The organism is Candidatus Accumulibacter sp. ACC012, assembly GCF_907163155.1.
In the GTDB taxonomy this organism is placed as follows: Bacteria; Pseudomonadota; Gammaproteobacteria; order Burkholderiales; family Rhodocyclaceae; genus Accumulibacter; species Accumulibacter delftensis.
In genome coordinates this window covers 646,626-664,472 of record NZ_CAJQUC010000003.1, presented here as the reverse complement: position 1 = coordinate 664,472, position 17,847 = coordinate 646,626, and the positions used below count along the sequence as shown (strand labels likewise).

General features: G+C 62.6%; 23 protein-coding genes. 15 read left to right on the top strand and 8 right to left on the bottom strand.

What is annotated here, in order from left to right:
- Nucleotides 1-34: 34 nt before the first annotated feature.
- The 8 genes from QZ648_RS06310 (at nucleotide 35) to bioD (ending at nucleotide 7,053) form a co-directional block, all read left to right on the top strand.
- The gene (locus tag QZ648_RS06310) at nucleotides 35-439 is read left to right on the top strand and encodes a DUF2934 domain-containing protein (protein ID WP_169067240.1); all 405 of its coding nucleotides are present in this window, start codon (nucleotides 35-37) and stop codon (nucleotides 437-439) included.
- A 78-nt stretch (nucleotides 440-517) separates the two neighbouring features.
- A complete protein-coding gene (locus tag QZ648_RS06305; RefSeq protein WP_291996445.1) occupies nucleotides 518-991 on the top strand; it encodes a carbohydrate-binding protein in 474 nt (157 codons plus the stop codon).
- Nucleotides 992-1,146: 155 nt separating this feature from the next.
- On the top strand, nucleotides 1,147-2,322 hold the full coding sequence (locus QZ648_RS06300) for a DUF2863 family protein (protein WP_169067238.1): 1,176 nt from the start codon (nucleotides 1,147-1,149) through the stop codon (nucleotides 2,320-2,322).
- Between the two features lie 20 nt (nucleotides 2,323-2,342).
- On the top strand, nucleotides 2,343-3,674 hold the full coding sequence (locus QZ648_RS06295; protein WP_291996444.1) for an adenosylmethionine--8-amino-7-oxononanoate transaminase: 1,332 nt from the start codon (nucleotides 2,343-2,345) through the stop codon (nucleotides 3,672-3,674).
- Nucleotides 3,671-4,825: an 8-amino-7-oxononanoate synthase gene (gene bioF / locus QZ648_RS06290; RefSeq protein ID WP_291996443.1), complete on the top strand. Its 1,155-nt coding sequence runs from the start codon at nucleotides 3,671-3,673 to the stop codon at nucleotides 4,823-4,825. Before QZ648_RS06295 ends, bioF begins: the two co-directional genes overlap by 4 nt.
- Complete coding sequence (locus QZ648_RS06285; protein WP_291996442.1) at nucleotides 4,822-5,607, top strand: alpha/beta fold hydrolase; 786 nt, start codon at nucleotides 4,822-4,824, stop codon at nucleotides 5,605-5,607. Before bioF ends, QZ648_RS06285 begins: the two co-directional genes overlap by 4 nt.
- A complete protein-coding gene (gene bioC / locus QZ648_RS06280; RefSeq protein ID WP_169067234.1) occupies nucleotides 5,585-6,358 on the top strand; it encodes a malonyl-ACP O-methyltransferase BioC in 774 nt (257 codons plus the stop codon). Before QZ648_RS06285 ends, bioC begins: the two co-directional genes overlap by 23 nt.
- A gap of 8 nt (nucleotides 6,359-6,366) precedes the next feature.
- Nucleotides 6,367-7,053, top strand: coding sequence for a dethiobiotin synthase (gene bioD, locus QZ648_RS06275; protein ID WP_291996441.1), 687 nt, complete (start codon nucleotides 6,367-6,369; stop codon nucleotides 7,051-7,053).
- A gap of 91 nt (nucleotides 7,054-7,144) precedes the next feature.
- Here the strand turns inward: bioD and QZ648_RS06270 are convergent, their stop codons facing one another.
- From QZ648_RS06270 to QZ648_RS06260, 3 genes are all read right to left on the bottom strand, one after another.
- Complete coding sequence (locus QZ648_RS06270; RefSeq protein ID WP_169067232.1) at nucleotides 7,145-8,326, bottom strand: acetyl-CoA C-acyltransferase family protein; 1,182 nt, start codon at nucleotides 8,324-8,326, stop codon at nucleotides 7,145-7,147.
- A 24-nt stretch (nucleotides 8,327-8,350) separates the two neighbouring features.
- Entirely contained in the window at nucleotides 8,351-8,548 is a 198-nt protein-coding gene (locus QZ648_RS06265) for a hypothetical protein (protein ID WP_169067231.1), read from the bottom strand.
- A 176-nt stretch (nucleotides 8,549-8,724) separates the two neighbouring features.
- Nucleotides 8,725-8,961: a hypothetical protein gene (locus QZ648_RS06260; RefSeq protein WP_291996440.1), complete on the bottom strand. Its 237-nt coding sequence runs from the start codon at nucleotides 8,959-8,961 to the stop codon at nucleotides 8,725-8,727.
- Nucleotides 8,962-9,294: 333 nt separating this feature from the next.
- Between QZ648_RS06260 and QZ648_RS06255 the strand changes: the two genes are divergently transcribed.
- Nucleotides 9,295-9,669: a hypothetical protein gene (locus QZ648_RS06255; RefSeq protein ID WP_169067230.1), complete on the top strand. Its 375-nt coding sequence runs from the start codon at nucleotides 9,295-9,297 to the stop codon at nucleotides 9,667-9,669.
- Here the strand turns inward: QZ648_RS06255 and QZ648_RS06250 are convergent.
- From QZ648_RS06250 to QZ648_RS06235, 4 genes are all read right to left on the bottom strand, one after another.
- Nucleotides 9,666-10,310, bottom strand: a complete 645-nt coding sequence (locus QZ648_RS06250) for a CoA pyrophosphatase (protein ID WP_291996439.1) — start codon at nucleotides 10,308-10,310, stop codon at nucleotides 9,666-9,668. The two genes, QZ648_RS06255 and QZ648_RS06250, sit on opposite strands and share 4 nt — an antisense overlap.
- Nucleotides 10,294-10,584: a hypothetical protein gene (locus QZ648_RS06245; RefSeq protein ID WP_169067229.1), complete on the bottom strand. Its 291-nt coding sequence runs from the start codon at nucleotides 10,582-10,584 to the stop codon at nucleotides 10,294-10,296. Before QZ648_RS06245 ends, QZ648_RS06250 begins: the two co-directional genes overlap by 17 nt.
- Before the next feature lie 12 nt (nucleotides 10,585-10,596).
- Entirely contained in the window at nucleotides 10,597-11,271 is a 675-nt protein-coding gene (locus tag QZ648_RS06240) for a TIGR02281 family clan AA aspartic protease (protein ID WP_291996438.1), read from the bottom strand.
- Nucleotides 11,272-11,427: 156 nt separating this feature from the next.
- Nucleotides 11,428-11,871, bottom strand: a complete 444-nt coding sequence (locus tag QZ648_RS06235) for a universal stress protein (protein ID WP_169067227.1) — start codon at nucleotides 11,869-11,871, stop codon at nucleotides 11,428-11,430.
- 391 nt (nucleotides 11,872-12,262) lie between these two features.
- Between QZ648_RS06235 and QZ648_RS06230 the strand changes: the two genes are divergently transcribed.
- Genes QZ648_RS06230 through QZ648_RS06215 form a run of 4 tightly spaced genes read left to right on the top strand, consistent with a single transcriptional unit; the run spans nucleotide 12,263 to nucleotide 14,687 of the window.
- Nucleotides 12,263-12,724: a hemerythrin domain-containing protein gene (locus tag QZ648_RS06230; RefSeq protein ID WP_291996437.1), complete on the top strand. Its 462-nt coding sequence runs from the start codon at nucleotides 12,263-12,265 to the stop codon at nucleotides 12,722-12,724.
- Between the two features lie 21 nt (nucleotides 12,725-12,745).
- Nucleotides 12,746-12,973, top strand: coding sequence for a DUF2249 domain-containing protein (locus QZ648_RS06225; protein ID WP_169067225.1), 228 nt, complete (start codon nucleotides 12,746-12,748; stop codon nucleotides 12,971-12,973).
- Nucleotides 12,973-14,295 carry a hypothetical protein gene (locus QZ648_RS06220; RefSeq protein ID WP_291996436.1) on the top strand — a complete coding sequence of 441 codons (1,323 nt, stop codon included), beginning with the start codon at nucleotides 12,973-12,975 and terminating at the stop codon, nucleotides 14,293-14,295. Before QZ648_RS06225 ends, QZ648_RS06220 begins: the two co-directional genes overlap by 1 nt.
- Entirely contained in the window at nucleotides 14,295-14,687 is a 393-nt protein-coding gene (locus QZ648_RS06215; RefSeq protein WP_291996435.1) for a SirB2 family protein, read from the top strand. The genes QZ648_RS06220 and QZ648_RS06215 overlap by 1 nt, the downstream gene beginning before the upstream one ends.
- A gap of 35 nt (nucleotides 14,688-14,722) precedes the next feature.
- On the opposite strand, the gene fnr is transcribed toward QZ648_RS06215, so the two are convergent.
- Nucleotides 14,723-15,466 (bottom strand): fumarate/nitrate reduction transcriptional regulator Fnr, encoded by a 744-nt coding sequence (gene fnr / locus QZ648_RS06210; RefSeq protein WP_169067223.1) that lies wholly within the window; start codon nucleotides 15,464-15,466, stop codon nucleotides 14,723-14,725.
- A gap of 96 nt (nucleotides 15,467-15,562) precedes the next feature.
- On the opposite strand from fnr, the gene hemN reads away from it, so the two are divergent.
- Nucleotides 15,563-16,960, top strand: coding sequence for an oxygen-independent coproporphyrinogen III oxidase (hemN, locus tag QZ648_RS06205; protein ID WP_291996434.1), 1,398 nt, complete (start codon nucleotides 15,563-15,565; stop codon nucleotides 16,958-16,960).
- Between the two features lie 199 nt (nucleotides 16,961-17,159).
- Nucleotides 17,160-17,846: a sulfite exporter TauE/SafE family protein gene (locus QZ648_RS06200; protein ID WP_169067274.1), complete on the top strand. Its 687-nt coding sequence runs from the start codon at nucleotides 17,160-17,162 to the stop codon at nucleotides 17,844-17,846.
- Nucleotide 17,847 lies beyond the last annotated feature (1 nt).

Below are 17,847 nucleotides of genomic sequence, written 5' to 3'. Positions count from 1 at the left end.
CCATACTGACATCGAAAGAAAAAAGGGATAGATCATGGCTGAAGAAACCACGACCAGCACGACCAAGAAGAAACCAGCCGCCAGCAAGTCGGCGACCAAACCAACGACATTAGCCGCTGCGGCAGCCACCAAGCCGTCCGCAGCCAAGCCACCGGTGGCGACGAAAGCCGCTCCCGCTGCGGTGAAGAAGCCGGCGGTGAAGAAGCCCGCAGCGCCTGCGGCCACCACCATCCCTGCAGCGAGCAGCCCACAGCCCGTGGCCGCTGCGCCGACCCCCGCTGCCACGCCAGGCGCAGAAAAGCCGAGCGCTGAAGAACGCTATTCCATGGTCCAGTCGGCGGCCTACTTCATTGCTGAAAATGACGGTTTTCAAGGCTCTTCGACGCAATACTGGATTGAGGCCGAACGTGATGTGGCCGCACGACTCGGGGAAATGTAAGACCCGCGTAGCGGCAAAGATCTCGCTTTACGGCCTCCGCGTCGCGGAGCGCCGCTTACTGATGAGGGGTTTGTAGCCATGCGCAAGCGAGTAATCTCCGATGTCCAGCAGGCCGGCGTTTCGCCGCACGGGGACTGGCTCAATCTCGAAGACCTGGCTGAGGTAGAAATCAGTTCGGAAGACGCGGCTCACCCCATCGAGTCTGCCCTGGTGCCAGACGGCGGCAGCGGCTGGCGTGCCGCAGTTTCGGGCAAGCAGACCATCCGCCTGCTCTTTGCACAGCCGCAGACGTTGCGCAGGATCTGGCTGTCCTTCGTCGAAACCTCGGTGCAGCGTACCCAGGAGTACGTTCTGCGCTGCTCTGCCGATGGCGGACAATCGTTCCGGGACATCGTCAGGCAGCAATGGAACTTCAGCCCGGACGGGGCCACCAGCCAGAGCGAAGACCATCGCGTCGAGCTGGCTGCGGTCAACATCCTCGAACTGATCATTACCCCCGACATCGGCGAGCAGGCGGCGTTCGCATCGCTGGCACAGCTGCGCATCGCCTGAGGGGCCGCGTTCTCGCGCGCCGGCTGGCGACCGTCGCCATGCCCGCCAGGCAGATGTACGAACAGGCACGAAAACACACGAAGATGCACGCGCGCGGACGCCGGGCGCGCCAGCTTGCTACAATGGCGGATTGACTCTGCTGCAGGCTCCCGACGATGAAACGCAACCGCTTCTCCTCCCGCAAGCGTATTTCTGCTGACGCCACCGAACTCGGCCGTCTGGCCATCGGCTTGGCCGAGTCGGGCAGCAAGCTCGAGGATTTGTTCTGGCAGAAACGTCTGGCCGAACTCGTCGACCAACTGCTGCACGATGGCGCCGAGGAGGACTTGAACGCCTCGCTGGACCGCCTCTTCGACACGCACGCGATGGCCCATGACGATCTCGCCGACATCGTCGAGTCACAGGCCGAATCGTGCATCATGCTCGATCGCGGCCAGGATTTCGACGTCCTGCTGATTGCGGTTCCGGTACTCGGCTGGTCGCGCTTCTCGATTCCCGCGACGGCGATTCCGCAGGGCCTCCTGCAGACCTTGAAGGTCCAGCTTGGGGCGCACGTGTTTGCCGCCGGTGCCCGCGTCGCGCTGGCCGATTACCTCTATAGCCCGGACCAGCTCCCGCACAGTTTTGTCGACACCTGGCAACTGCTGCAGAAACTCGGTGCAGCGGCGCTCGCCGGCTGTGATCTCAGCGTAGACGCCGCCAGCATGCCGGAAACAAACCGCTTCCTCTCCGACACCCGCTACGTGATCGGGGCGCTGGCGGTGCCGCGTGGCCTGCCCCTTTTCCGCTGGAACGAGGAAGACAAGAGCACCCGTGAGACGGCGCTCAAGGAGTGGCTGCGCCAGGGCGCCCCCTGCTTCGAACCGCTGCTGACCGGCTGTGCCTATCAACCGCTGCTCGCCGACGCCTACCATGCCGCCTGTCGCGCCGCCGACAGCGCCTCGCGCCCCTACTCGCTGAACGCCTCGGTGGCCTTCCTGCAGGCGACACTTGGTGAGTCAGCCGACAATCTGCGCGCCATCGTCGGCGGCTTTCACGACAAGCGGCTGGAAGAATACCGCATCGGCTTTGGCCCATGCGACGACGATGTCATTTACCACGGCGTGGTCTGGCCTTTGCTGGGCATTGAAGACGAAACGACCGACGTGGCTGGAGAAATCGAGGGCGTGCTGCGCAAGACCGGTCTCAAGGAAGTCACCGTCCTTGACCAGCAGTTCCCCTATGAGTTCTGCGACGACTGCGGCGCACCGCTGTATCCCAATATCGAGGGTGAGACGGTCCATGCCGAAATGCCCGAGCAGGACGACTCGCCCTCGCAGACGCTGCACTGAGCGGCGGCGGGCAAACTCTGATGACCAATAGCGATCTGCTGCAGCGCAGCCTGGCGGCCGTCTGGCACCCGTGCACCCAGATGAAACAGCATGCGGAAGGCGATAGCGCCCTGCCGATGATTCCCATCGCCAGCGGCAAGGGCGTCTGGCTGCACGATTTCGATGGCCGACGCTACCTGGACGGGATCAGCTCGTGGTGGGTCAATCTCTTCGGCCACTGTAATCCGCGCATCAACGCCGCGCTGCACGCGCAGCTCGAGCAACTCGAACACGTGCTTCTGGCCGGCTGCACGCACCAGCCGGTGGTCGAGCTTTCCGAGCGCCTGTCAGCACTTACCGGCGGCGCGCTCGGCCATTGCTTCTACGCTTCCGACGGCGCTTCGGCGACTGAAATCGCGCTCAAGATGTCATTTCATTCGTGGCGTAACCGCGGCCAGGGCGACAAACAGGAATTCCTTTGCCTGCGCGGCAGTTACCACGGTGAAACCGTCGGCGCGCTGGCGGTGACCGACGTCGCCTTGTTCAAAGACGCCTACGCACCGCTGATTCGTCCGGCGAGCACCGTGCCGACACCTGACGCACGCCTGGCGCAAGAGGGAGAGTCGGCGCTTGATGTCGCCCGCCGTGCCGCCGCGGCGCTCGAGCGCCATCTTGACGAGCATCACTCGCGCATCGCAGCCCTGATCGTCGAGCCGCTCATCCAGTGCGCCAGCGGCATGGCCATGTACGACCCCGAATACCTACGCCTGGCCCGCGCCCTCTGTGACCGCTATCAGGTGCACCTGATCTGTGACGAGATTGCCGTCGGCTGTGGCCGCAGCGGCACTTTCTTCGCCCACGAGCAGGCCGGCATCCGGCCGGACTTCCTGTGTTTGTCGAAAGGCATTTCCGGCGGCTACCTGCCGCTGTCGATGGTGCTCACCACTGACACCGTCTATGCCGCCTTCTACGACGACCGCGTCAGCCGTGGCTTTCTGCATTCGCACTCCTACACCGGCAACGCTCTGGCCTGCCGAGCCGCTCTGGCGACGCTCGACATCTTTGCCGAAGACCGGGTCATCGACACCAATCGAGCACTCAGCGCGCATCTCGGCAACTGCCTGAAGCCGCTAGCCGATCACCCGCACGTGCGTCATCTCCGCCAGTGCGGCATGATCGCTGCGTTCGACGTGCGCAGCGACGACACGCAGTTCTCCGAGCGCTTCTACCGCCAGGCGCTGGCCAGGGAAATCCTGCTGCGACCGATCGGCAACACGATTTATTTCATGCCGCCGTATGTGATCAGCCAGGAGGAGTGCGACTTTCTCGTCGCGCGCGCCATCGCCGCACTGGACGCCGCGCTGCACTCATGATCTGGGAAGAACTGCACAGCGAACTCGACGCCCTGCAGGCAGCCGGGCTCAGACGCACGCGTCGCACCCTGGACCTTCCCTGCGGTCCGCAGGCGCGCGTCGATGGGCGCTCGCTGATCAGCTTCTGCAGCAACGATTACCTGGGCCTGGCCAAGGACCCGGTGCTGATCGAGGCGGCCTGCCTCGGTGCCAGGAGCTGGGGCGTCGGCAGCGGCGCCTCGCACCTGGTCAGCGGCCACCTGACGCCGCACGCCACCCTCGAACAGAAGTTGGCCGATTTCACGGGCTTTGCCCGCGCCCTGCTCTTCTCCACCGGCTACATGGCCAATCTGGGAATCATTCCGGCGCTGGTCGGGCGCAAGGACGCGGTCTTCGCCGACCGCCTCAACCACGCTTCGCTGATCGACGCTGTGCAGCTCTCACGTGCCGACAGCCAGCGCTACCCGCACGCTGATCTGGCGGCACTCGAGCGCCTGCTCGCCGCCAGCCCGGCACCCCGCAAGCTGATCCTCAGCGATGCGGTATTCAGCATGGACGGTGATCTGGCACCCTTGCCGGGGCTGCTGGAACTCGCCGAACGCTTCGACGCCTGGCTGGTGATCGACGACGCGCATGGTTTCGGCGTCCTCGGCGCGCAAGGCCGCGGCAGTCTCGCGCATTTCCAGCTACCCGCCGCCAAACGCCTGCTGTACATGGGTACCCTCGGCAAGGCAGCGGGGGCGGCCGGCGCTTTCGTGGCTGGCGACAGGACGGTCATCGACTGGCTGGAGCAGCGCGCGCGCACCTACCTCTTCACCACGGCCGGCAGCCCGGCCACCGCCTGTGCGCTAATCGCCAGTCTGGATTTGATCGCCGACGGTGACGCCCGGCGCAGCCGGCTATGGCAGCTCATTGCGCAGTTGCGCGACGGGCTGGCCGGCACGCGCTGGCACCTGTTGCCCTCGCCGACAGCCATCCAGCCGGTGATCATCGGCGACAACCACGAGACCCTGCGCATCGCCAGCGCGCTCTACGACCGCGGCCTGTGGGTGCCGGCGATCCGGCCGCCGACGGTGGCCAAGGGAACGGCACGCCTGCGCGTATCACTGACCGCAAGCCACACTGAGGAACAGCTCGCGCAACTGGTCGACGCGCTGCGTGAGCTGGCATGAACACTGCCAGCGGCAGCGGCCCGGATCTGGCCCTGATCCACGGCTGGGGGCTGGGCAGCTGGGTCTGGCAGCCAGTGCTCGATCGCTTGTCGCGCAACTGCCGCATACACCTGATCGACTTGCCCGGCTACGGCCAAAGCGCCGCTGACGGCGATGCGCACACCAATTTCCCTGATTTTTCGGCGACGGCGCAGGCGCTGCTCGACGCGCTGCCGGAGCGGGTCACCCTGTGTGGCTGGTCACTCGGCGGCCTGCTCGCCATGCGCGCCGCGCTGCTGGCACCCGAACGAGTCTCCGGGCTGGTACTGGTCGGCAGCACGCCCAGTTTCCTGCAGCGCGCCGACTGGCCGACAGCACAAACGCCGGCACTGGTCGACCACTTTTCGGCCGGCGTCGAGGTGCAGCCACAGCAGACCCTGCAGCGTTTCGTCACCGTCCTCAGCCAGGGCGACGCCAAGGCGCGAGCAATCACCCGTATGCTCCTCGCCGGTCTGCGCGCAGCGCCCCAGCCCGACAGCAGCACACTGCGTGGTGGCCTGGAGTGGCTACGCGAGCTTGATCTGCGGCCCTCACTGCCAGGCATTGCCACGCGCAGCCTGATAATCCATGGCCGCGAGGACCCGCTCAACCCGGCCGCGGCGGCAACCTACCTGGCGGGACAACTGGCGAACGCGCAACTGGATATTTTCGACAATACCGGGCATGCCCCCTTCCTGGCCAACCCGGATCGCTTCGCGCGACTGCTGGACGACTTCTGTCATGCCCCTGTTACTACCCGCTAAGCCGCGCGTTCGTGAATCCTTCGCGCGTGCCGCCGCCTCCTACGACGACGCCGCAGTCTTGCAGCGCCAGGTCGGTGAGCGCCTGCTGGCCGATTTTTCACCGCTTCCAGAACCAGGCACGATCATCGATGCCGGCTGTGGCACGGGCCATGGTTGCCGCCTGCTACGCGCACGCTGGCCGAGCGCGCACATCACGGCGGTCGACTTCGCGACAAGCATGCTCGCCGTCGCGCGCAGCGCTGCCGATCACTGCCTGGCCGCAGACATCGAAGCGCTGCCCTGTAGCGACGAGCGCTACTCGACCTGGTGGTCCAACCTGACCGTGCAATGGTGCGATAGCGGCAAGGTGTTTGCTGAAGCGCGGCGCGTTCTGCGTCCCGGCGGACAACTGGCGCTGAGCACGCTCGGACCACAGACCTTTGCCGAACTGCGCGCGGCCTTCATCGGCATCGACCGCCACCGCCACACCCTGAGCTTCAGCGAACCAGACGCCATTGCTGCGGCGCTGACGCTTGCCGGCTTCGCCGAAGTCAGACTGCAACGCCAGACAATCAACATGCACTACCCGGATCTGAAAACCCTGCTGCGCGCGGTCAAGGAAATCGGTGCCAACTCGGTCGGTGAAGGCGCGCGCAGCGGCTTGCTCGGCCGTAGTGCCTGGCAGAGGGTACAAGCCGCCTACGAGCAATACCGCACAGCCGCCGGCCTGCCGGCGCGTTACGACGTCATTCTTGCCTACGCCAGGAAGTGAGAGAGAACATGCAAGCTGATTCCACGCAGCACAAGCCCGCCTGGTTCATCACCGGTACCGACACGGAAATTGGCAAGACCTTCGTCTCCTGCGCCCTGTTGCATGCACTGCGCCGTGCCGGCTTGAGCGCGGTAGCAATGAAACCGGTTGCTGCCGGTTTCGACGATAAGGGACGCAACGACGACGTCGACCGCCTGCTCGCTGCATCGTCGCTGCAGCCGCCGCTGGAACTGGTCAATCCTTACGGTTTCAAGGCGGCAATCGCACCGCACATTGCCGCCGAGGAGGAAGGCCGGCGCATCCAATTGCCGCACATCATGGCCACTTTTGCGCAACTGCAGGCGCTCGCCGACGCGGTGCTGGTCGAGGGTGTAGGTGGTTTCTGCGTTCCGCTGGGGCGCACATGTGACGCCGCCGATCTGGCGGCCGCACTGCAGCTACCTGTGATCCTGGTCGTCGGCATGCGCCTTGGCTGCATCAATCACGCGCTGCTCACCCAACAGGCGATCGCCGCCCGTGGTCTGACTCTCGCCGGCTGGGTAGCGAACCGCATCGACCCGGCCATGTCGCGCTTCAGCGAAAATCTGGCGGCCCTGCAAGAGCGACTCGCAGCGCCCCTGCTCGGCGTCGTCGAACACGGCACGACACCGGAAAAGGCGGCCCTGGGGCTGCGGCTGCCAGGTCACTCGGAGTAAGGGGCGAGAATCGCCCCGAATGCAAGAAAAAAAGCCCGACCGCAAAACGGTCGGGCTTTTCTGTTTTCGGAAGCGCTACATCACACAACCATCAGGCACGCTCGAAAATAACCGCGATGCCCTGGCCGCCACCGATACACATGGTGACCAGCGCGTACTTGCCACCGGTGCGCTGCAACTCGTAGATCGCCTTGGTGGCGATGAAAGCGCCCGAGCAGCCGACCGGGTGGCCGAGGGCAATGGCGCCGCCATTCGGGTTGGTCTTGACCGGGTCAAGGCCAAGCCCCTTGTTGACCGCGATGGCCTGTGCCGCAAAGGCTTCGTTGGACTCGACGACGTCCATCTGATCGAGCGTCAGGCCCGCCTTCTTGAGGACCAGCTTGCTCGCCGGGATCGGGCCTTCACCCATGATCTCGTTCGGCACACCGGCAACGGCGTAGGCAACCAGACGTGCAATCGGCTTCTGCCCGGCGGCAGCGGCGACATCGGCAGCGGCGAGCACCATGAATGCGGCGCCATCGTTGATACCCGATGCGTTGCCGGCAGTCACCGTGCCGTCCTTGATGAAAGCGGGCTTCATCTTGGCCAGCGACTCCATGCTGGTCGCCGGCTTGATGTGCTCGTCGGTATCGAAAATCACGTCGCCCTTGCGGGTCTTCATCACGATCGGCACGATCTGAGACTTGAAACGCCCCTCGGCGACGGCCGCCGCGGCGCGGCGATGCGACTCGACAGCAAGCGCATCCTGCTCGTCACGGCTGATATCCCACTTCTTGGCGAGATTCTCGGCAGTGACCCCCATGTGACCGACACCGAAGGGATCGTTGAGGGTTGCCACCATCATGTCGATCGCCTTGACGTCACCCATGCGTGCGCCCGAGCGCATCGCCGGCAGCATATAGGAACCACGCGACATGACCTCGACACCACCGCCGACGCCATAATCGGAGTCACCGAGCAAGATGTTCTGCGCGCTGCTCACGATGCCCTGCAGACCCGATGCGCACAGACGGTTAACCGCCATGGCCACTGAATCCATCGGCAGTCCGGCCTGAATCGCCGCCACCCGAGCAACATAGGCGAAGCGCGCATCGGTCGGAATGACGTTGCCAACCGCCACGTAGTTGATCTGCTGCGGATCAACACCCGAACGGACGATTGACTCTTTCATTACCGTGCCAGCCAGCTCATGCGGCTCCATGTTGGCCAGGGAACCGCCGAAAGTGCCAATGGCCGAACGGACCGCGCTTAGTACAACGACTTCTCTGCTCATGAAGAAACTCCTGTAAATAATCGATCAACCGCCTACCGGATTGGCAAGCCCAAACAACAACAGCCACAGTGGCAGTGCACGCCAAATCAGACCGACGCCACTCTCCATGAAATCCACCTCTGCTTCGTCACCGACGCCGCTGTCGGCCTGGCCGGCAGCATCGCCGCATTCGCCGAGCGGCAGGCCAAGACGCAGCCTGAGTACACCCGCAGCGCTGGCCATCAGGAACCCCACCAAATCAGCATCGGCTTTCTGCTTGGCCTGCGCTCGCCAACAGGATAACGCAGGCTCGAAATTGCCGACAATGGCGAAAGCAACAGCAGTGCCCCGCAAAGCCTAGCCAGTCAATAATAGCAAAGCTTCGCCGTGCGAAGCTTTCTAAGTCGCCGATTTCTCGATCACGGCTCCTCGCCGCGGCAACGGAAAAGAAAGCGCTCGCCCGCTCGCGGATCGCCCTCCAGGGAGCGCTGAGCGGCGGGAAAGAACGAAGCAAGCGAAAAACGACCGCTGTAGCGCGCAAATCGCATCTTCTTGCCTCTTCGCTGGCCTGCCGGGCGATCTCGATGGCCAACAAGCGAGCGCTGGGCGTCGCGCCACTCGACAAGCCGCGTGCGCGCCAGCACCAGCTTACCCATGCCAAGCGCCTGCCGAATGCCCGTATAATAGTGCGCGGACTGCCAAAATCCCATCGTCACATTGCGCACGAGGCTCAGCCCGGGAGGCTCGTGCCGATAGATTGCGTGAGCGGCATCACGTACGCCAGCCAGCTGGCGACGACGGAGTAGTCAAACGAGGACACTACCACAGGTATGGGAGGGCTTGCAGAAGCGCGGCCCTTCTCGCAAAATCGCTCCAGCGCTTCCAAAAGGCTTTTCAGGATGGAACTATCGTCTGTATTCAGCAAGACAGCGAAGGGCCAGGATGAGATATCCACCCGCGCTCATCGCTTGCCGTCACGAGTACGAGCAATGCTGATCATGATCGACGGGCAACGTACGGGACAGCAGTTGCTGGCCCTGTGCACCTCATCCGCGGAGGGCCAGCGGCACCTCGCACAATTGCTGAACGGTGGCTTCGTGCAGCAACTGTCAGCGACCACCGGCGCCCCCCTTTCGGCGGCACTGCCCGACGAGGACATCAGCCTCGCCAAGAGCTACGTCATTCGCACCTTGCACGAATTGCTGGGTAAGGATGCGCTCGTTCTGGCAGCAGAAATCGAGAAAACGGAAACCCTGGACGAACTGCGGCGCCACTTCGGTCAACTCCATCTGGCGCTCGGCATGGTCCCTGACCGGCGGAAGGTGGAGCAATTCCTCGAGAAAGTCGCCCTGGTTCTGGATTAGCGTCCAGCGACCTCAAGGGCCCGGTAGAGGGACATGATGATCCCTGCCGTAGCGCCCCAAATGAAGTAATCGCCAAAGGGCATCGCGTAGTAGTGGCGCAGCTTGCCCCGGTAGTGAAGCGAATGCCGCTGGTGATTGGCGGGATCCATCAGGAATGACAAAGGCACTTCGAAGGCTTCCGCCACCTCGAAGGCATCGAGCTGCAAATCGAAAGGTGGCGTCACCATCGCCACCACCGGCGTGACACGGAAACCCGTCGCAGTGCGGTACTCGGGTAGATAGCCAATGATTTCGACATGGGCCGACGACAAACCAATTTCCTCGCTGGTCTCGCGCAGCGCGGTATCGGCCGGCGATGGATCGCTCGCTTCGCAACGCCCCCCCGGAAAGCTGACCTGCCCCGGATGATCGCGCAAATGGGCCGTGCGCTGAGTCAGCAAAACCGTCGGCTCGCCATTACGTCGAACAATCGGAAACAGTACGGCTGCCGGCAGCAGTTCTTCGTCGCCAACGCCGTCTTCAAGAACACAGGGAGAGCTCGCAGGCTCGACAGACAAGACCTGCCGCAATTGATCCAGGTCGACGGCGTTGCCGTTGGCCTCTGTCGTAGAACCCGGCAAGACCTCAATGGCTGCCGACACGCTCGCCTTCTCGTGCACCGCCCGCATCGTTCTCTTCCTCGATTTCTGCGCGCACGGCGGCAAGGGCGTCGCGCAAAGTCTCTTCCGACAAAGCGTTTATTGTCCTTGCCACCAGATCTGCCGACTTGACGGCAGTCGGCGGCAGCGCCCGGCTGTCGAGCGAAGCGATCAGCGCTGCGGCGGCACCGACGACTTCCAGCAGCGTTTGCCGCTCGCCCATCAGAATATCGAGCTCACCGCTCAACATGCTTGCTTCGTCCTCGTGCTGACCCATCATCGACTCCTCTTAATAGCGCTTTCTGAGGGTCATCGTCTGACCGTCACGCTGCATTTCCATACGGTTCAAGAAAGTCATGCCGAGCAACACGAACGGCATGTCCTGTTGATGTACCAGTGCGTCGATACCGTGCAGGACGATCTCGCCAACACGTACACTATCCAGCTGAACACGAGAAACTCGGGCTTCGCCATTGGCCGTACTCACCATCGCCGACTGGCCCTTGCTGGCGTCAATGCCGATCCGCCGCGCGTCACTGGCACCGAGCGAGACCATCGTGGCCCCGGTATCGACCAGAAAACGAACGCTCGTTCCGTTGATGTTCCCCGTGGTCAGGAAATGGCCGTTGCCGTCAGCCGTCAATACCGCCCTGTCACCGCCCTGCGACGAAGAGCTGGACACCACGTTCTGCCCAACGCGCAGGATACGCTTCTTTCCGTCACTCTCGATGGTTGCCGTTTCACGGTCAACGGCCAGTACCCGAATGCCCTCGCTGGTTTCCGTGCCGACAGCCACCGTTCTTGGGGCGCCGCCGCCGATGGTCAGTAGTGCCTTGCCCGGAAATACGCCGGCCAAGCCGACATCAACCGCCTCGACAGCAGTACAACTGGCGGCCAGGCCGAACGCCAGAAGCGTCTCCCGGCAACGCCAGCCAACAACTTTCGTGAAGCGTTGCATGCGCATTACACCTTTTCCATCGCCAGCCATATTTAGCCAGCGGACGCCCAAGCGTCCAAGGCATTTTTCCACACTTCGCCAGCGGCGCTCGCCGTGGACCAGGGCAGCACTGCCAGGCGTGCCTGCGAGCCTCCCTCCCAACGCCAGGAAGCCCCCCGGCGATCAGCGATAGACGAGAACGGGAATGGTCGAGTGCGTGAGCACCTTGTGCGTCTCGCTGCCGAGCAACAAGGCGCTGATTCCGCGGCGGCCATGCGACGCCATGAAGATCAGGTCGCAGCCTGCTTGCGTCGCCGCATCGATGATCGCCTCGTACGGAATGTCACTGGTCAGCGACAACTTTTCAACCGGGACGCCAGCCTCCTTGCCCAAATCAACGACGAAGTCGAGAACCTGTTGTGCTTGCTGCTCGGCAAATTCATCGAATTTCTCTGGTGTCGTCGGATCGATCAGAGCCCCTTCGCCGTAGTAGCTGACAGGGTACTCCGGCTTGGCAAAGAATGCCGTAATGCGCGCGCCTGCTTCCTTGGCGAACGAAACCGCGCGCCGGGCCGTTGCCTTTGAAAGATCGGATCCATCCGCAGGAACAAGGATGTGCTTGAACATGGCGCTTCCTCCACAGTGACGTCAATTGGCAATTGACTATAGGTAACAAAGGTCACACCAATTTTGACGGAAGTCAAACGATGGGCCGGCTTTCCGCCCAGATCGATGCCCGGACACGGTCAACATCCTGGCATCGAAACAGACTTTCGGCGATACAGTCAGCCAAGAGCAAGGGAAACCGAGAACTTTTCCGCCCTATCGCCGTCCAAGCGCCGGCCAGGAAATCTGCTGCTGCGAGCCGACACCCGTCGTTGCCGGCCCCCGGGAAAATCAGCTCGTGTGCCAATGCACGACCAGTTCAAAACTATTGCAAAACTATTGTTTGATGTCGGTCAACGCTAGCGATGCCGCCGCCGCCGACAATGGCAAGCTTAACTCTACGAGGCGCCTCATGCACGAGATCAGCGAATTGATGACCAAAGATCATCGCTCTTGCGACGACTTTCTGGCGGTCGTCGAGAAGGCCGTGACCGACCAGAACTGGCAACTGGCGCAAACCGCATTTCCGCGCTTGCGAGGCGCTCTACTGAATCATTTCGAGGCCGAAGAAAGCATTCTCTTTCCGCTCTTTGAAAAGCGCACCGGCATGTACCAGGGGCCAACGCAGGTCATGCGCGGCGAGCATGTGCAGATGCGGCAGCTGTTGGCCGCGGCCGAAGCCGCCCTGGCCGAGCGCGATGTCGACGACTACAACGGCAACGCCGAGACCCTGTTGATCATGATGCAACAGCACAATGTCAAGGAAGAGAACATCCTGTATCCGATGTGTGACCAGCAATTGGCTGACCAAGTCGATGCTCTGCTGCCGGAACTGCAACAGCAACTTGCTGGCGACGTGCAAGCGCCAGCCTGATACCGATAAAGCCGATCGCCCATGAAACCCTCTATTGTTCTTGATGCCCGCGACCTGGAGCCACCGGAACCGATGGTGCGCACCATGGAAGCGCTCGACAAGCTCGCGATGTCGGAGAAACTGTTGGTACTCCTGCCGCGAGAGCCTTACCCGCTGTACAGGGCGCTCGAACTCAACGGGTTCACCTGGCAGACCAAGCGCCAAGCCGACGGCACGGTGGAAGTCCTGATCCAACATCAAGAGCCCTGATGCAGGCGCTGCTGTCGTTCGACCAGGCCCCCCCGCTTGCCGCACCGCTTCGTTTTTTTCTGACTGCACCGCTGTTTGCCATCCTCGCCGCCCTGCTCCTGCTGTGGAGTGGTCCGGATCTGTTCGCCTCACGCTGGACCGGCGCAGCCCTGGCACTGACGCACCTGATCACCGTTGGCTTCATGCTGCAGGTGATGCTCGGGGCGATGCTCCAGATTCTTCCGGTGGTCGCCGGAGCGAACATCTCGCGACCACAGCTGCTAGCCACCCTGGTTAACGCGGCAGTCGCCACTGGCGCGCTGCTCTTGGCGAGCGGCTTCCTGAGCTACCAGCCGCTGCTGTTCGAACTGGCCGCCGTATTGATCGGCGGCGGTGTCGCGCTGTTCATTGCTGGCGCTGGGCACGCCTTGTATGGCGTGCCTTCGACGAACGCGACCATTCGCGGCCTGAAGCTGTCCTTGCTCGGCTTGACGGTGACGGTCTGCCTCGGCGTGCTCCTGGCCGTGGCCATCGACGGATCGCTGGCACTGCCGCTGCTGCAGCTGACATCGATCCATCTCGGTTGGGGCTTCGTCGGCTGGAGCGTTGTCCTGCTGGCTGCCGTCGCTTTCGTGGTCGTCCCGATGTTCCAGATGACGCCAGCCTACCCGGAGTGGTTCGCAGGCCGTTTTTCGTGGACGCTGCTCGCGCTGCTGATCTTGTGGAGTGTCGCCGATAGCGCTGGCTGGCAATGGCTGTCGCCCTGGCTCGCGGCAACGGCGGTGCTCGCGGTCGCCGCTTTTGCAGCGCTGACGCTGCAGCTGCAAAGCCGCAGCAAGCGAACCCGTTTCGATGCCACGCAACACTTTTGGCGCCTGGCGATGCTGAGCACTCTCGCCGCTTGCGCGCTTTGGCTTGCGGCAAGCAGCTGGCCAACCCTGGGCGAGCGCAGCGAGTGGCCCCTGCTGTGCGGCATCCTGGCGCTGTTCGGCGGCTTCATGTCGGTAATGATCGGCATGCTCTACAAGATCGTGCCTTTTCTGGTCTGGTCACACTTGCAGAATCTCGGCCGCGGGCGAGTGCTTCCTCCGAACATGAACAAGGTCATCGCCGGGCAACAGCTCAACCGGCAGATGCGCGCGCACTTCGTCGCCCTGGCGCTACTGCTGGCAGCCGTGCTCTGGCCTGAGTGGTTCACTTATCCGGCGGGACTGGCGCTGTTGGTGGCCAATGCCTGGCTGCTGCGCAACCTGCTGGCCGCCGTCGCCTTCTACCGCCAACAGCGACTGACTATCGAAGAAACCCTGACGCTCGTTTCGGCTGCGCCTGCGGAGACCCGGTAATGACCTATCTGACGCTGAAATACCTGCATGTCGGCTGCGTCGTGCTGAGCGGTAGCGGCTTCTTCGTGCGTGGACTCTGGATGCTCGGCAAGTCGCCGCGGCTGCAGCAACCGCTGGCACGAGTCCTGCCCCACATCGTCGATACCGTCCTGCTGGCCAGTGCCGTGGCCATGGCCGTGATCAGCGCTCAATACCCCTTCGCCGTCGGCTGGCTGACCGCGAAACTGATCGGCCTGCTGATCTACATCGGCTGCGGGACGATGGCCTTGAAGCGCGGGCGCAGCGAAGGGCAGCGGGCGTTTTTCTTCGTCGCCGCGCTACTGGCCTTTGCCTACATCGTCACCGTCGCCGTCAGCCGCAGCGCGCTCGGCCCGCTGGCGTGGATCGCTTGAAACAGCAAGCAACACAAGCGTCTTCTTGCGCAGCATCAAAGGCGCTGGTGAGACATCAGTTGCTTCAAGCGTGACGTGTTGAGAATACGGATCTTTCTCTGGTGAACGGACAACAGGCCTTCGTCCTGAAAGCGCGAGAACGCGCGGCTGACGGTTTCCAGTTTGAGGCCGAGATAGCTGCCGATTTCGTCACGCGACATGCGCAGGTTGAATTCGGCCGGCGAGTAGCCACGCGCCTTGAAGCGCTGCGAAAGGTTGAGCAGGAAGGCCGCCAGGCGTTCCTCGGCGCGCATGGTGCCGAGCAACATCATCACCCCGTGATCACGAACGATCTCGCGGCTCATCACCTGGTGAAAGTGGTGCTGCAGGGTATGGATTTGCCGCGACAAACCTTCGAGATGCGAAAAGGGAATGGCGCAGACTTCGCTATCTTCGAGAGCGATGGCGTTACAGGTATGCATTTCGCTGCTGATCCCGTCCAGGCCGAGCAACTCGCCGGTCATCTGGAAGCCGGTGACCTGATCGCGACCGTCCTCGATCAGCACGTCGGTCTTGAAGAAACCGCTGCGCACCGCGTAGATCGACTCGAAGCCTTGACCCGCACGGTACAGGTAGTCGCCACGCTTGAGGCGCCTGCGCGTCGAAACCAACTCGTCGAGTTTCTTCAGTTCGTCCGCCTCGAGGCCGATAGGCAGACAGAGCTCGCGCAGGTTACAGTTCGAACAGGCGGTCTTCACCACCTCAAACGCGAGTCTCGCGGTCGCATCTCTGGTCGACATCGACATCCTTTTCACTAAACTCTGCGTTTGATCCACGTCAACCCGCTTACTTCAGGGCAATCCGATAATGCACGCAACCAACAATGAAGTGGAAACATGAACGCTGGCGCTGAAAACCTCGTGTTTGATCCGCAGATCATCCGCCGCTTCGACATCAACGGCCCCCGCTACACGTCCTACCCGACAGCGGATCGCTTCGTTGAGGCCTTTGGCCCGGATGCATACCAACTATGGCTCGGCAAGCGCAACATTGGTGCCGTCAGCCGGCAGTTGTCATTGTACTTCCACATTCCCTTCTGCAACACCATCTGTTACTACTGCGCCTGCAACAAGATCATTACCAAAGACCATGGTCGTTCAGCCAAGTACCTGAAGTATCTGGCCCGCGAACTAGCGCTGCAGAGCAGCCATCTCGAAGGGGGCGATCAGGAAGTGGCGCAACTGCACTGGGGTGGCGGTACGCCGACCTTCCTCGCGCACGATGAAATGCGCCAACTGATGGCGGCCACACGCCAGCACTTCAAGTTGATCGAAGACGGCGAATACTCGATCGAAGTCGACCCCCGCAAGGTCGATCGCGCAACCGTCGAACTACTGGCAGAATTGGGCTTCAACCGCATGAGTGTCGGCGTCCAGGATTTCGACCCGGCAGTCCAGCAGGCCGTAAATCGTGTTCAGAGCGAGGAAGAAACGCTGGCGGTAATGGACGCAGCGCGCGCCAGCGGCTTCAAGTCGATCAGTGTCGACCTGATCTACGGTCTTCCCAAACAGACGGTGATCGGCTTCAGCCGCACGCTGGACCGAGTCATTGCCGCCAGCCCGGACCGCGTATCGATCTACAACTACGCGCATTTGCCGAGCCTGTTCAAGCCGCAACGGCGCATCCTCGACGTGGATATGCCGAGCGCCGATGCACGCCTGCAGATTCTTTCCCTGGCCATCCGCAAGATGACGGAAGCCGGCTATGTCTATATCGGCATGGACCATTTCGCCAAGCCCGACGATGAACTGGCAACGGCTCAGCGGCAGGGGCGCCTGCATCGCAACTTCCAGGGCTATTCGACGCATTCGGACTGTGACCTGCTGGCCTTCGGCATCTCGTCGATCGGCAAGGTCGGACCGACCTACAGTCAGAACGTGAAGACCCTCGACGAGTACTATGACCTGCTTGACAGCGGCACCCTACCCGTCTATCGCGGGATCGAACTGAACGCCGACGACCTGCTGCGGCGGTCGATCATTCAGTCACTGATGTGTCACTTCGAGTTGTCCATCGAGTCGATTGAAATTGCTCACCTGATCGACTTCAAGAGGCATTTCGCCACCGAGCTCGAAGATCTGCACGAGATGGTCGATGCCGGACTGGTGCGCATCGACGACCGCTGGATCACCATTCTCCCGAAAGGACGGATGCTGGTACGCGCAATTTCGATGGTTTTCGACCGCTACCTGCGCGCCGACCGACAGCGTACCCGCTACTCGAAGGTGATCTGAAACCAAGGCGCAGCCGGGCGCCGAGGAGGAAGGAGTAAAATCCCGGCTCATTCAGCTCGGCGTTCGCACTCATCCCCAAGAGTCATGTCATATAGGTTCTCCCCGACATGAAGAGCATGACCGCCCCCCTCTTTCCCAACCCTTCTCCCGCGCAGGGGAGAAGGGAGATTCGTCAGGCGCAGACGCGACTTTCATGGTCATGCCAGAATCGTCTTATCTCGCCCTGCTGTTGATCGGTCTGCTCGGGGGGACGCACTGCGTCGTCATGTGCGGCGGAATCGTCAGCGCGCTGTCGATGGGCGGTCCCGCGCGCGCCTCGCTGCTCCTCGCTTACAACGCCGGACGAATCCTCAGCTACGCGGCAGCCGGCGCCGTCGCCGGTGCGCTCGGCGAAGCAAGCCTCGCCTTGTCCGGGCAGTTGCCACTACGCAGCGCCCTCTTCCTGCTTGCCAACCTGATGCTTATCGCCCTCGGCCTGTATCTCATGGGCCTGACCAGGGCGCTGGCGTTCACCGAGCGCTTCGGCCAGAAGCTGTGGCGGCATCTGCAACCACTGACCCGGCATTTCCTGCCCGCACGCAGCATGGCGCAGGCTTTTCCACTCGGCCTGCTCTGGGGCTGGTTGCCCTGTGGACTGGTCTACAGTGCGCTCGCCACAGCATTGACCAGTGGTTCCGCCGTGCACGGCGCCGGACTGATGCTCGCCTTCGGCGCTGGCACCCTGCCGAATCTGCTGCTCGCCGGCCTGCTTGCGTCACGCTTGCAGGCCTATGCACGCAATTCAAGGCTACGCCTGGCATCCGGATTGCTGATTCTCGGCTTTGGCGTCTGGGGCATGATCGGGCTGGCGCGCATGCTTATCGTGACGTCAGCATACACCCCATGAT

What these genes read in the sequence shown, in the direction of transcription:
- QZ648_RS06310 (WP_169067240.1), top strand. Translation starts at nt 35, where the DNA reads ATGGCTGAAGAAACCACGACCAGCACGACCAAGAAGAAACCAGCCGCC.
- QZ648_RS06305 (WP_291996445.1), top strand. Translation starts at nt 518, where the DNA reads ATGCGCAAGCGAGTAATCTCCGATGTCCAGCAGGCCGGCGTTTCGCCG.
- QZ648_RS06300 (WP_169067238.1), top strand. Translation starts at nt 1,147, where the DNA reads ATGAAACGCAACCGCTTCTCCTCCCGCAAGCGTATTTCTGCTGACGCC.
- QZ648_RS06295 (WP_291996444.1), top strand. Translation starts at nt 2,343, where the DNA reads ATGACCAATAGCGATCTGCTGCAGCGCAGCCTGGCGGCCGTCTGGCAC.
- bioF (WP_291996443.1), top strand. Translation starts at nt 3,671, where the DNA reads ATGATCTGGGAAGAACTGCACAGCGAACTCGACGCCCTGCAGGCAGCC.
- QZ648_RS06285 (WP_291996442.1), top strand. Translation starts at nt 4,822, where the DNA reads ATGAACACTGCCAGCGGCAGCGGCCCGGATCTGGCCCTGATCCACGGC.
- bioC (WP_169067234.1), top strand. Translation starts at nt 5,585, where the DNA reads ATGCCCCTGTTACTACCCGCTAAGCCGCGCGTTCGTGAATCCTTCGCG.
- bioD (WP_291996441.1), top strand. Translation starts at nt 6,367, where the DNA reads ATGCAAGCTGATTCCACGCAGCACAAGCCCGCCTGGTTCATCACCGGT.
- QZ648_RS06270 (WP_169067232.1), bottom strand. Translation starts at nt 8,326, where the DNA reads ATGAGCAGAGAAGTCGTTGTACTAAGCGCGGTCCGTTCGGCCATTGGC.
- QZ648_RS06265 (WP_169067231.1), bottom strand. Translation starts at nt 8,548, where the DNA reads ATGGCCAGCGCTGCGGGTGTACTCAGGCTGCGTCTTGGCCTGCCGCTC.
- QZ648_RS06260 (WP_291996440.1), bottom strand. Translation starts at nt 8,961, where the DNA reads ATGGGTAAGCTGGTGCTGGCGCGCACGCGGCTTGTCGAGTGGCGCGAC.
- QZ648_RS06255 (WP_169067230.1), top strand. Translation starts at nt 9,295, where the DNA reads ATGCTGATCATGATCGACGGGCAACGTACGGGACAGCAGTTGCTGGCC.
- QZ648_RS06245 (WP_169067229.1), bottom strand. Translation starts at nt 10,584, where the DNA reads ATGGGTCAGCACGAGGACGAAGCAAGCATGTTGAGCGGTGAGCTCGAT.
- QZ648_RS06240 (WP_291996438.1), bottom strand. Translation starts at nt 11,271, where the DNA reads ATGCGCATGCAACGCTTCACGAAAGTTGTTGGCTGGCGTTGCCGGGAG.
- QZ648_RS06235 (WP_169067227.1), bottom strand. Translation starts at nt 11,871, where the DNA reads ATGTTCAAGCACATCCTTGTTCCTGCGGATGGATCCGATCTTTCAAAG.
- QZ648_RS06230 (WP_291996437.1), top strand. Translation starts at nt 12,263, where the DNA reads ATGCACGAGATCAGCGAATTGATGACCAAAGATCATCGCTCTTGCGAC.
- QZ648_RS06225 (WP_169067225.1), top strand. Translation starts at nt 12,746, where the DNA reads ATGAAACCCTCTATTGTTCTTGATGCCCGCGACCTGGAGCCACCGGAA.
- QZ648_RS06220 (WP_291996436.1), top strand. Translation starts at nt 12,973, where the DNA reads ATGCAGGCGCTGCTGTCGTTCGACCAGGCCCCCCCGCTTGCCGCACCG.
- QZ648_RS06215 (WP_291996435.1), top strand. Translation starts at nt 14,295, where the DNA reads ATGACCTATCTGACGCTGAAATACCTGCATGTCGGCTGCGTCGTGCTG.
- fnr (WP_169067223.1), bottom strand. Translation starts at nt 15,466, where the DNA reads ATGTCGACCAGAGATGCGACCGCGAGACTCGCGTTTGAGGTGGTGAAG.
- hemN (WP_291996434.1), top strand. Translation starts at nt 15,563, where the DNA reads ATGAACGCTGGCGCTGAAAACCTCGTGTTTGATCCGCAGATCATCCGC.
- QZ648_RS06200 (WP_169067274.1), top strand. Translation starts at nt 17,160, where the DNA reads ATGCCAGAATCGTCTTATCTCGCCCTGCTGTTGATCGGTCTGCTCGGG.